9 protein-coding genes are annotated in these 11,639 nt (G+C 67.4%); 2 read left to right on the top strand and 7 right to left on the bottom strand.

The features are described 5' to 3' along the window. Nucleotides 1–82: 82 nt before the first annotated feature. The 3 genes from U0177_RS12500 to U0177_RS12490 form a co-directional block, all read right to left on the bottom strand. Nucleotides 83–1,657, bottom strand: a complete 1,575-nt coding sequence (locus U0177_RS12500) for an HD domain-containing phosphohydrolase (protein WP_409570968.1) — start codon at nt 1,655–1,657, stop codon at nt 83–85. A 275-nt stretch (nt 1,658–1,932) separates the two neighbouring features. Continuing rightward, nucleotides 1,933–2,790 (bottom strand): hypothetical protein, encoded by an 858-nt coding sequence (locus tag U0177_RS12495; RefSeq protein WP_409570967.1) that lies wholly within the window; start codon nt 2,788–2,790, stop codon nt 1,933–1,935. Further along, on the bottom strand, nt 2,780–4,636 hold the full coding sequence (locus U0177_RS12490) for an adenylate/guanylate cyclase domain-containing protein (protein WP_409570966.1): 1,857 nt from the start codon (nt 4,634–4,636) through the stop codon (nt 2,780–2,782). The genes U0177_RS12495 and U0177_RS12490 overlap by 11 nt, the downstream gene beginning before the upstream one ends. Before the next feature lie 558 nt (nt 4,637–5,194). On the opposite strand from U0177_RS12490, the gene U0177_RS12485 reads away from it, so the two are divergent. Further along, complete coding sequence (locus tag U0177_RS12485) at nt 5,195–6,295, top strand: aminopeptidase (protein WP_409570965.1); 1,101 nt, start codon at nt 5,195–5,197, stop codon at nt 6,293–6,295. A gap of 135 nt (nt 6,296–6,430) precedes the next feature. On the opposite strand, the gene U0177_RS12480 is transcribed toward U0177_RS12485, so the two are convergent. The 4 genes from U0177_RS12480 to U0177_RS12465 all read right to left on the bottom strand — a co-directional run bounded on the left by U0177_RS12480 (nt 6,431) and on the right by U0177_RS12465 (nt 9,617). Next, on the bottom strand, nt 6,431–7,285 hold the full coding sequence (locus tag U0177_RS12480) for a YecA family protein (RefSeq protein ID WP_409570964.1): 855 nt from the start codon (nt 7,283–7,285) through the stop codon (nt 6,431–6,433). Nucleotides 7,286–7,435: 150 nt separating this feature from the next. Next, nucleotides 7,436–8,590, bottom strand: coding sequence for an ATP-binding protein (locus U0177_RS12475; RefSeq protein WP_409570963.1), 1,155 nt, complete (start codon nt 8,588–8,590; stop codon nt 7,436–7,438). Nucleotides 8,591–8,699: 109 nt separating this feature from the next. Next, nucleotides 8,700–9,488 carry a DUF5317 family protein gene (locus U0177_RS12470; protein WP_409570962.1) on the bottom strand — a complete coding sequence of 263 codons (789 nt, stop codon included), beginning with the start codon at nt 9,486–9,488 and terminating at the stop codon, nt 8,700–8,702. Nucleotides 9,489–9,491: 3 nt separating this feature from the next. Beyond that, nucleotides 9,492–9,617, bottom strand: coding sequence for a hypothetical protein (locus U0177_RS12465; protein WP_409570961.1), 126 nt, complete (start codon nt 9,615–9,617; stop codon nt 9,492–9,494). 298 nt (nt 9,618–9,915) lie between these two features. On the opposite strand from U0177_RS12465, the gene U0177_RS12460 reads away from it, so the two are divergent. Then, a complete protein-coding gene (locus U0177_RS12460; protein WP_409570960.1) occupies nt 9,916–11,463 on the top strand; it encodes an adenylate/guanylate cyclase domain-containing protein in 1,548 nt (515 codons plus the stop codon). Nucleotides 11,464–11,639 lie beyond the last annotated feature (176 nt).

Below are 11,639 nucleotides of genomic sequence, written 5' to 3'. Positions count from 1 at the left end.
CAGTGTTTTTGTTTCTTTTTTTGGCTGCGACCAGCAAAGAGCAAGTTGGGAGGCACCCGGGCGGATTGCCGCCAGCACACCCTTAATCGGTCGCATCGAGCAGCAGCTGCTCCATAGCGAACAGCGTGGCTCCGGCGCGTGTCGAAACGCCGATCTTGGTGTAGATGTGCTGGATATGGCTGTCGACGGTTTTTTTCGAGATCACCAGGCGCTCGGCGATCTGCTGCATGGTATGGCCACGCGCCAGCAGGCGTAGCACCTCGATCTCGCGCTCGCTCAGCCCTGCCGGGCGCTCGGGCCGAGCCGAGCCGGTGGCGTGGCCTGCCGCCGCCAGCACACACTGCACCGCGTCGCCGTCGAGGCGGCCAGCGCGTACTTCACGCCGTAGCTCGGCGGCTGCAGCCTCGGGCGCGAATGCCGGGCGGTGCGGGCGCGGCTCGCATAGGGCGTGGTATACATCGGCGGCGGCCAGGAGGCGCGCGGACGGAGAGAGTAGCGTGGCAGGCAGGCCACGATGGTAGCCCGAGCCATCCAGCCGCTCGTGGTGTAGCGCTGCCAGCGCGCCTAGCCGCGCCAGCCCTGCTGGGCGTGCCAGCACGCGCTCGGTGTAGTAGGTATGTAGCCGCACCTTTTCGCGCTCGCGATCCGACAGCGGGCCGGGCTTGCCCCACACTCCGGCCGACACGCCGACGCGACCAATGTCGTGCAGCAGGCCGGCGCGGTAGATTGTAGCCACGTCGGGCGCGGTCAGGCGGCCGTACCGTGCGGCCTCGGCCGCCAATTGCGCCACGCCGCTGGAGTGGCCCAGCGTATACGGCGACTTAATGTCGGCAAAGTCGGCGATCGCCAGGCAGGCCGCGTCCAGCTGCGCGCCGCTCAGCTGCGCGCGCGGCTCAGGGTCGAGCGCCAGCACATCGGCCCAGCCCAGATCGTCGAGCCCGGCTAGCAGCTGCGCGGCGCGGGCGCAGAAACAGTCGGCCATCCAGGGGGCGTAGGCCGCGCCGCGGCGCTCGCGCGCCACTTTTACCGCCGCCTCGAGGCCGCCGAGCCGGTGAAACGTCACCACGTCCTGCGCCAGCGTCACCACAAGCACAGCCGGCATCACTTCGTGCCCTTTGATCGACGGTGTGCCTTTGCCATCCCAGCGGGCGTACAGCTGCCCAAGCCCGCGCGTAATCCGCTCGCCAAACCCCATCCGCTCGCCCAGCCGGCGCGCAACCTCGCAGTGCCCGCCAAGGAAATCGTCTACGGTTCGGGCCGATGCCAGCACGCCGCTCACCACCGCCTGGGCCATCTGCAGCGCGGTCGCACCGGCGTTGGCCTGCCGGATGAACCGCACAATCGTGCCGATCACCTCGGCCGGGTTGGCACTGTCGATCGCCACATAGTCGGCGCGCAGCGCCAGCTCGTCGCCGACGATCGCGGCAAGCATCGACGTTTCGGCGTTACAGCCGATGTAGCGCAGCAGCGCCTGGTAGTACACCTCGGCAAGCTCGCCGCCGCCCATGCCTAGCGCATCAGCGAGCCGCATAGCCACTACGCATGCGTGCAGCGCATATTCGAGCGGCTGCCCCATGGCTAGGTCGGTCGCCACCGAGAGCGCCGCCATAAGCTCGGCAAGGCCAATGGCGTCGCCATGTGTGCGCTGCTCTTGCACTCGTTACCTGCCTTCTACGATGCTCGCCATTATACCAGCTCGTGTGATCGCTTTCGTTTTGTGATGCGCCCAGCTTCGCTGGGCGGGGCATCACAAAACGAAATCTCGGGCGGCATTGCCGCCCCGAACCTCCACTATAGCGCACGTGATCAGCCGGATTTGGTAGTATCCCCCAGGCGTAATACCAGCCGCGACTGGCCAAAAAGAAAAGAGGTTTGGAGTACTATGCCCCCAAACCTCCCGCATGGATCTGCTATATCGGCCCGCGTGTGGCGCTACCCGCCCGCTTCTGGCGGCGCGGCGGGCGTCGGCCCTTGCTGAGGCGAGGCCACGGCTGTCGGCGCTTCCTGTATCGGCGTCGGCGCGTCGGTTGGTATCGGCGTCGGCACATCGGTCGGCGTCGCCGTCGGCACATCGGTCGGCGTCGCCGTCGGCACATCGGTCGGCGTCGCCGTCGGCACATCGGTCGGCGTCGCCGTCGGCACATCGGTCGGCGTCGCCGTCGGCACATCGGTCGGCGTCGCCGTCGGCACATCGGTCGGCGTCGCCGTCGGCACATCGGTCGGCGTCGCCGTCGGCACATCGGTCGGCGTCGCGCTCGGGCGCGGGGTTGCCGTACTGGTTGGGCGCGGTGTGCGCGTCGGCAGCGGCGTGCTGGTTGGCAACGGCGTGCGCGTCGGCCGATTAACCGAGCGCGTCGCCGTGGCGGCGGGCAGCTGGCCCGGCCCCAGATCGGTGTTGGTTGGCGAAGCTGCCACTGCCGTCACCGGAGCAGCCACGGGCGTAACGCTGGGCTGGTGTGCCAGCATTGTAGTTGGCGTGCGGCCCGGGCTCGGCGACGCCACAACGGTTGGCGTCGAGAGGAACATGCTCAGCAGGGGCGCCTGGGCCTGCTCGGCAATCAGGTCGCGCACGGTGTCGCTGATCACCGCGCTATCGACCGGCGGGATCTGCGCCTCCTGCACGATCCGCGGGTCGGCGCCATAGTCGGCGCTCACGCGCAGCGCCCGGTCGTCGAGCAGAAACACGTGCGTCTCGAACGCCTGGCTCATCACCACCAGGCCACACACGAACGCCAGGCCGAGCATAGCGAGCCACACCAGCGGGCTGATCCACATTGATTCACGCCGCATCGGGAACCTCCCCAAGCGCCCGGCTGCGCTCGGCGAACCAGGGCTCGGGCTCGGCGGCAGCGTCGGCGGCTGGCGTCTCGGCCGGCGCCTCGGTCGCCTGCGCGACATCGCTCTCGATCGAGTAGACCCGCACGCGCACGCTTTTGCCCTTAAAGCGCCGCAGACCCTGATCGGCCACGCGCAGCCACTCGGCCTGGCCAAGCGCGAGATACGTGGCCTCGCTCAGCAGGATATCGGTGCCGAGCCTGCGATTGAGCGTTTGGATGCGCGCGCTCAAATTCACCGCGTCGCCAATGGCGGTGTACTCCATGCGCCGCTGGGTGCCGATCAGGCCGGCCATCACCGCGCCAGTGTTGATGCCAATGCCGGCAATCAGCGGCGGCAGGTGCTCGTCGCGCCGGCGCGCGTTGAGCTCGCGCAGGCCGTCGCGGATGGCCAGCCCGGCGCGCACAGCCGCCTCGGCGCTCGATTGAGCAGTCTGAATATCGGCCAGGCCAAACAGCACCAGCGTCGAGTCGCCGCCGAATTTATTCACAATGCCGCCAAACCGGTCGGCCGCCTCAACGACAATCTGAAAGTAGTCGTTCAGGCCGCGAATGACAACCGCCGGGTCTTCTTGCTCGGACATCGCCGTAAAATCGCGCAGATCGGTGAACAGAATGGTCAGCTCTTTGGTCTCGCCGCGCAGGTCGAGCGGCTGGCTCAGCACCAGGCGCGCGATCGTCGGGCTCACGAAGCGGCCAAACACGTCGTGCATGCGTTCGCGCTCGCGCAGGCCATCGATCATGGTGTTGAACGATGTCGTCAGCGCGCCGATCTCGTCGGTGGTCGTCACCGGCAGCACGTGGTTCAGATCGCCCGAGGCGACGCCCTCGGCGGCGTGAACCAGCGCGGTGATCGGGCGCGTGATCCGCTGCGACAGGAGAATGCCCAGCAGGAACGTCGCCACCAGGCCCAGGCCGAAGATCGGCAGCAGGCTGAGCTGCGATTGCTCGAACAGATCGGCCTGCCCGGCGGTCGAGATCGCCACGCCGATGAACTGCGGCTGCAGCTCGCCGCGCAGCAGCAGCGGCGACACAACCTCGCCGTAATCGCGGCTGCCAAGCGCCACCGTACGGTACTGCGGCCGCCCGTCGCGGATGCTTTCGTCCAGCCCTCTGGGCAGCTGCGAGCCGAGCGACGTAGCCAGCGGCGCGCCGTCGGTGCCGTACAGCGTCACGTCGGCCAGCGTCGCGCCGCGCCAGCGCTCGACCAGCGCGCCCGCGCTTGAGCCAATCAGCAGCGCGCCGGCGAGCGCATCGCCATCGTACACCGGCGCAACCGTATACAGCACGGTGGCGTCCGGGTCGTTCGCAAGGTCGATATACTTATCGCCTTTGGTGTCGCTCGCGCCCCGCAGCACCGCCGCCACGCCCGGCCGGCTGGCGAGCTTCGGGTCGAGCGGCAGCGGCTGCACATTCTGCCCCTGGTTGATGATCCCCACCAGCGGCTCGCCGGCGGCGTTCACCAGCACAATCCGCTCGATCCGCTGGCTCACCGCGAATGGCGAGAGCAAATCTTTCAACGCCTGGGTGTCGCCGCTGCGCAGCGCCTGCGGCAGGCCGCTCAGGCGGGCCAGCGTGCGCACATTATCGATCTGCTCGCGCTCGGTCTGCACGACGCTATCGCTCACGCGCACGCGCGCGTCGGCCAGCTGGCGGCTAAACTCGGTCGTCACCTTATCCGCCTGGCCGCGCGCGACGATGTAGATCGTCGCAAGGGCAAGCACCATGGCCAGCGCCACATACGGCAGCGTGATCTTAAAGCTCAGGCGCGGCGCGAAGATGCGGCGTTGCGACACAACCATACAAACTCCGGTTCTGGCCAGTGCTGTACTGCGGGCGCAGCACTATTGCTATCGAGACTAGTGTGTTCTGCCAAATGTAGTGTACTCGCCAGCAGAATGCCGGGCAATCGCTTTTGATTACTGGCTGGTTACATGGTCGTAAATGAATATGAGAAAGGTATGAACTTTTCCGGCCGGTTAAGAAAGTCTTTCGACATTTAAACTTTCGTGGCCCGGCAGTTTCGGGCATCGTAGTTTTGCCGGGCGCAATGCGCCGCGCCGATAACGCCTCACCCGCGCCTTGCGTGCGCCCTAGGCGCGAGCGCACGTCGCCGGGCCTGCCCCAAGCTGCCAGCGGAGGCGCGCTGACATTTCAAAAACTGAAAAAACTGTAACCTTTGCATCCGCGCCTATGAATAATGTCCGCATTGACGGCGCATGCATGAGGCACTATACTAGCTCGTATCGCCGAGGGATGTCCATGCTGAAACACCAGGGCAACTTGCTCTGGTGTGTCTTGTTTTTCCTGGATTCCTGGCGTTTGAAAACTGTCTCGTCGACGGCCTGTGAGGATGGATCATGATTAACTTGCGCAAGCTCTTCGCCGACGTCTTTGACCCACAACCGGGCGAAACCGCACTGGTACTGATCGATCTACCGCACGATCAACTCTTCGACACACCAGAATGGGCCCAGCGACGCGAGATGGCGCGTAGGTGGCATGCGGCGCTACGAGATTTCGGCACCCAACGGCATTTCGAGGTGCTGCCGCTGGCAAGCTACCTCGCCACCGGCGCACACAACCGCCAGCTGCCGGCCGAAGCCAGCATCGACGGCCAGGCTGTCGCGCTCGATCAGCTGGCCGAGCAGGCCACGCTGGTGCTGGCGCTGACGCAATTTTCGGCCTCGGCGCCGCTAGTGGCCTGGACGGAGCGCCTGCCACGGCTGCGCGTGGCCTCCATGCCCCTGATCGCGCCGTCGATGGAAGAAACCGCGCTAGCGGCCGACTACAGCGAGATCGCGCGCTCGTGCGCGGCGCTGCGGCAGCACCTCGAGGGCGCGCAGTACGCGCGGATCAAGTTCTCGAACGGCGACACGCTGCTGCTCGACCTGCGCTTCCGCAGCCCGCGCGTCGACGACGGCCAGCTGCGGCCGAATAAGGCCAGTGCGCGGATCGTGAACTTGCCAAGCGGCGAGGCATACATCGCCCCCTACGAGGGCGAGCGCGAGGGCATCCCCAGCCAGACGCGCGGCGTGCTGCCGGTGTTCTGGCGCAACGACATTGTTCGGCTCGAAGTCGCCCAGAACCGCATTGTCGAGATCCTCGGGCGCACCGAGGCCGCCGCCGATCTGCGCAACTTTCTGACGCTCGACGGCGCGCGCCGCAATGTGGCCGAGCTTGGGCTTGGCTGCAACCCGCTCGCGCGCGTGTGGGGCAATGTGCTCGAGGATGAAAAGGCCGGCCCGCATATCGCGCTGGGGCGCAGCGAGCACTTGGGGGGCGTCGTCGGGCCGGATGCCTTCGACGATCCGCGGCATATCTGGCACCAGGATTTTGTGTACGCCCGCGAAAGCCCGATCCACGTGGCCGAGCTAACGCTGTTCGACGGCAACCAGGGGCGCTACCAGCTGGTGTACCAGGGCGAATACCTGCTGAACGCGCTGGCGCTGGCCCACTGAGCAGCGGGCCAGCCTGCACATCCGTTATTCGGGTAGGTGCTTACGCGAGCTGCCATGCCGAGCGGCAGCAAAGCAGCGGTTGGCTTCAGCCTTCGCCCAGGATGGCTGAACGCACGCCATCGGCCGAAATTGGTATCACTCGTGTTCTTCTGGCGGTTCGTCGTGCCCTCGGCCGATGCCGAGCGACTCGCCGGCCAGCTTCAGCGACGCGCGCGTCTGCATAATAATGTTCTCGAGCAGCGTAGGGTTGGGCGCCTCGACGGGCAGCTGCATCACGAAGTGGTTCAGCACCTCGGAGCGCGCGAGCAGCAGATCGCGCCACTCGGCGTCGGGCTGATCGCGCTGCAAGGCTTCGAGATGCAGGCCGATAAACTCGCGCAGCTTCGAGCGCGTGTCTTCGGTGAGGTGCGCGGCCGCCCCGCCAAAGAAGTAGCCGCTGCCGGCCGGCAGCAGGTGGGCCACCACCACCTCGTCCTGCTCGACGCGCAGCGACGCGGCGTGGTCGACGATCTCGAACGGCGTGCCGTCGATCAGATCGGCCGCCGAGATGCCGCGGCCCTTGTGGATGGCCTGGGCGACAAACGGCCGCAGCCGCACTGCCGACCACTCGGCCAGCAGCGCGCGCTCTTCGGGCGTGAAGTCGCCCAGCTCGGGTTCGGCCGCCAGTCGCTCGACCAGCGTCGCGCCACCCTCCAGCTGGTAATCGAACGCGAACCATGTCAGGAAGCGCTCGGCCCCGCGGCCCTCAAGGTCATCCAGCTCGGCCATCTGCTCGAGCGTATACTTGCCGTCCCAGAAGCGCTGGTACGCCGCAGGAATAGCCTCGGTCTGCTCTTCAGCCGCCGCCGCGATCTTTGGCACCAGCGTATCGACGGCGCGGCGCAGGCGCAGCTGCTCGGCCTGGGCAGCCTCTTCGATCGGCAGGTGGCAGTGCTTGTACTTTTTGCCGCTGCCGCACGGGCAGGGGTCGTTTCGTCCGATCTTGGGCATGGAACCTCCATTGTGGCCGGGGCGGAACCGGGTACATAATAGCAAGGGTTTTTCGCGCGTGCAAATGCCCTGCGGCTCGCCGGAGCCGCGCACAAAAAAACTCTCTCCCGCGCGCGGGAGAGAGGCGAAAGCGCCGGTATTGCGCGGTGGCTACCAGGCGGCGCGCGTCGCAGCCGCCGCCACCGGCTCGCCGAGGGTGCGCTCGCCTGGCTGCGCCAGCGGCAGCGCCAGCGTAAAGGTGGCGCCCTCGCCAGGCGCGCTGCGCACCGTCAGCATGCCGCCGTGGCTTTCGGCAAGCGCGCGGCTGATGCTCAGGCCCAGGCCGTGGCCTTCCTCGCGCGAGCTGGCAAGCGTCTGAAAGATCCGCGACTGCTGCTCGGGGGCGATGCCCTGGCCCGTATCGATCACCTCGAGGTAGCCGTACGTGTCGTCGCTGAAGCTGCGCAGTATCAGCACGCCGCCGCCGGGCATCGCGCCGATCGCGTTGAGGATCAGGTTCACCAGCACCTCGCGCGCGTCGGCGGCCGAGCCGCGCACCGGCGGCACTGGCTGAAGCTGCAGGCGCAGCATGATATCCTGGCGCGCATCCCAGAACGGCCTGGTCAGATCGACGGCGTCGCGCGCCAGCACCGGCAGCGAGAGCGCCTGCATCGCGACGGCGTGGACGCCCGATTTCAGCGCGATCAGCCGCCGCAGCAGCACATTGCCGTCGCGCGCGGCGCGCAGGATGGTTTGCAGGTCGCGCTGCAGCGCCGAGGGCGCCTCGCGCTGCACCATCTGCGCGTGCCCGACCACCGCCGCCAGCAGGTTGCCGATATCGTGGGCGGTGCCGATCGCCATGGTGGCGCGCAGCCGCAGCTCCTCGTGCGAGCGCAGCTGGCGCTCAAGCGCGGCGATCGCATCGTCGCGCGCGGCAACCTCGTCGCGAGATCGGTCGTGCAGCAGCCGCAGCGCCACCAGCGGCGCGATCTGCCCGGCCAGCGCCAGCGCATCGGCGCCAAGCGCCGCCGTGCGGCGCGCCAGCACCAGCCAGCCCAGGTGCTGCCCGGCCGCGTTCAGCGGCTGCATGGCCACCGAGGCATAGCCGCTGCCGGCCAGCCACTCGGCAAACACATTCGCGTCCTGGCCGGCGTCGGCCGGCGCGTCCGGCGCATCGGCGTCGCCCGCCAGCGGCAGGCACATGCCGTCGGCCCAGTCGCGCACCAGCAGATCGACGCGCGTTGCGGGCAGCCGGCGCGGCAGCGCGCGGCAGAGCACGGCGAAAAACGCCCGGCTGTCGGGCGCCTCGGCGAGCGCATTCAGCAAGGAAACCACATCGGCCAAAGCACGGGACGTATGTGTGTGCGAGCTGGTTGTCATAGAGTTCCGATCGTAACAGCCAACGCAGCCGCCGGTCGGCGCGGGCTGCGCGGCTTCAGGCGGCGCCGTCGACCACGTCGGCCAGATCGGCCAGGAACTCGCCGACCGTGCTGGCGCGCGCGCGGATATCGGCCAGCGTGGCGCGGTCGCGCGCGTCAAGCGCGAAGGCATAGTGCGGGTGCAGCACCTCGGCGTCGAGCGGGTCGCGCAGCAGGCACTCGGCCACCGATGGGTTCGCGGCGGCCAGCAGCGCCAGGCGCGTCAGGGCAGGCCGCGCGCTCTGCCCTGGGATGAGCCGCGCGCGCGCTTCTGGCGCGGCGGCACGAAAGCTGAGCATCGATTTAACCCTTTCATGGCGGCTGAACAGCAGCCACCAGAGTACGCCGATCGCCACAACAATATCGCCGGGGCTGAGCACAAACGTCGCGGCGCCGGCCGGCAGCACCATCCAGTCGGCCAGCAGGCCCAGCAGCGCTGTCTGCACCACCACATCCTTCGAGCCGCTCAGCAGCATGCCTGGCGCGGCGTCGATGCCGATCCGCGCCAGCGTGGCGCTGTGTATCGGCATCGCCCCGCCGTGCAGCGCCATCACCAGCAGGTTCATCGCCACGCCGATCGCCGCGGCCGGCACGCCGGCAATCGCGCGGTTCGACCAGCACCAGAGCAGCACGGCGGCCACCGATACCCAGAACATGCCAGGAATGCGCACGTCGAGCAGCGTGCCAAGCTGCGGCACCGCGGCGATCGCCAGCAGCAGGTTATAGCGCGGCATCCGCGGCGGGCGCCAGGCGGCCAGCACCGCGCCCGCCAGCGCGCAGCCCAGGTACAGCAGCAGCACGGCCATATGCTACTTGCCGCTCAGCGTCAGCGCCGAGCCGCGCACTCCAGGAGGGCCGTACGGCGCGGTGCCGGCCAGCAGCAAACCGCCAATCACCAGGGCCGCCGCAATTGCGCGCATGATCTTGGTCTTCATTGGTGTTTCTCCTGTTTCGCTACATGTTTCTGCACTAGGGCCACAATACTGGCCGGCGTTGACTCAGCGTTGACATACGGTTGACTCGCGCAGGCTGCGCGGCGCACAATAGCGCGCGCGGAGCGAGAGCGCTCGGCCATCGTGATACGCCCGGATCCGCACGCCGGATCGCTATCTCTGCTCTTGGCGATAGTATCGCCGCCGGCGGGCGTAGCTTGCCGCGGCCTAGCGCGTCTGCTATACTGAATCAGACCCGCAGCACACCAATGGCCCACGCATATCGTCCAAGGAGCGGCGCATGGCTCGCCTGTCCGTCGCCATCAACGGCGAAAAACGCAACTACCCGCTCACCGAACGCGGCATCCAGATCGGCCGCGCGCTCGACAACGACATTGTGCTGAACAACGTGATCGTCTCGCGGCACCACGCGCACGTGTCGCTGCGCGGGCGCGAGGCCTGGGCGATCGACCTGGGCAGCCGCAATGGCATATCGGTGAACCGGCTGCGGGTGAAAGAAGAGCAGCTGCAAGACGGCGACATGCTGCAGATCGGGCCGTTCGAGATCCGCTACGAGGACCGTGCCGCCCAGAGCGTGGTGTTCGACGATAACCAGTACTTCCCGCTGGCCTCGGAAGCGCGCGAGATAAAATCGGGCGAGCTGCCCGATATGGCGATCGACCTGCGCGAGTTCTACCGCATTAGCAAGCGCCTCAACAGCATCCTCGATCTGCACAGCCTGCTCGACGCCGTGATGGAAGAGGTTCTGCGCACGGTTCCGGCCCAGCGCGGCATTCTGCTGCTGCGCAAAGGCACCGAGCTGGTGCCGATGATCATCCACCCGGCCAGCCAGGGCGACCTCGCGATCAGCTCGACGATTACGCGCAAGGCCGTCGACGCCAACGAGGCGGTGCTGACGCGCGACGCCCGGCTCGATTTCGCCGGCTCGCAGAGCATTATCAGCGCTAACATCCGCTCGGCGATCTGCGCCCCGCTGATCAGCGAGGGCACGGCTAGCGGCCTGATTTATGTCGACTCGGCCGGCCGCGACCAGTTCAACGAGCAGCAGCGCGACATGCTCGCGGCGGTGGCGAACCTGGCGGCCACGCACATCGAGCGCGCGCGGCTCACCGACGCGCTGCGCGAGCAGGCCCAGCTGCGCCAGAACTTCGAGCGCTTTATGTCGCCGAATGTCGCCCAGCTGATGGCCAGCTACTTCGTGCAGCACGGCCAGCTGTGGGAGCCGCAGGAGCTAATCGTGACGGTGCTATTCGCCGACGTGAAAGACTTCACCGCGCTCTCCGAGCGGCTCTCGCCGCGCGATGTGCAGGATCTGCTGAACGAGTACTTCCACGAGATGACCGAGGTGATCTTCCGGCACAATGGCACGCTCGACAAGTACATCGGCGACGGGATCATGGCGGTGTTCGGCGCGCCGCAGCTCACCAAGCCGATCGACCCCGAGGAATCGGCCACGCAGGCGGTTAACGCCGCGCTCGACATGGTCGCGGCACACCAGCGGCTGATCGAGCGGCTCGACCCGGCCAAGGCTTTCGCGTTCCGCATCGGCATCAACAGCGGCCCGGTGTACGCCGGCTTCTTCGGCACGCGCCAGCGGCTCGAGTATACCGTGATGGGCGATACCGTGAACACCGCCTCGCGGCTCGAGGGTAAGGCCGACCTCAACAGCACGCTGATCAGCGAGGCCACGCGCCGGCTGGTCGGCGATGCCTTCCAGCTGCAGGCGATGGGCGAGTTCCAGCTCAAGGGCAAGGCCCAGCTGGTGCACACCTACAAGGTGCTCGGCCGCCACAACGCGCTGGCCGCCAGCAGCCGCGCCGATGCATAGCGGCACGAACCCGCCGCTAGCCACTGCCACCCCGCCCCAAGCCCATGTGCCCCCTCGCTCTTAGCAATTGTCTGAGAAGTAACCACCAAGACACGAAGACACCAAGATCGTGTCTGTCGTGTTGGTGCTTCTCCGCATCGTACCGCTTGGTGCCTTGGTGCCTTGGTGGGGGTTTG

Source organism: Kouleothrix sp., from assembly GCF_046328425.1.
In the GTDB taxonomy this organism is placed as follows: domain Bacteria; phylum Chloroflexota; class Chloroflexia; order Chloroflexales; family Roseiflexaceae; genus Kouleothrix.
Note: the sequence above shows the minus strand (reverse complement) of the source record. Positions and strands in the feature narration are given on the sequence as shown.

What these genes read in the sequence shown, in the direction of transcription:
- U0177_RS12460 (WP_409570960.1), top strand. Translation starts at nt 9,916, where the DNA reads ATGGCTCGCCTGTCCGTCGCCATCAACGGCGAAAAACGCAACTACCCG.
- U0177_RS12495 (WP_409570967.1), bottom strand. Translation starts at nt 2,790, where the DNA reads ATGCGGCGTGAATCAATGTGGATCAGCCCGCTGGTGTGGCTCGCTATG.
- U0177_RS12490 (WP_409570966.1), bottom strand. Translation starts at nt 4,636, where the DNA reads ATGGTTGTGTCGCAACGCCGCATCTTCGCGCCGCGCCTGAGCTTTAAG.
- U0177_RS12485 (WP_409570965.1), top strand. Translation starts at nt 5,195, where the DNA reads ATGATTAACTTGCGCAAGCTCTTCGCCGACGTCTTTGACCCACAACCG.
- U0177_RS12480 (WP_409570964.1), bottom strand. Translation starts at nt 7,285, where the DNA reads ATGCCCAAGATCGGACGAAACGACCCCTGCCCGTGCGGCAGCGGCAAA.
- U0177_RS12470 (WP_409570962.1), bottom strand. Translation starts at nt 9,488, where the DNA reads ATGGCCGTGCTGCTGCTGTACCTGGGCTGCGCGCTGGCGGGCGCGGTG.
- U0177_RS12465 (WP_409570961.1), bottom strand. Translation starts at nt 9,617, where the DNA reads ATGAAGACCAAGATCATGCGCGCAATTGCGGCGGCCCTGGTGATTGGC.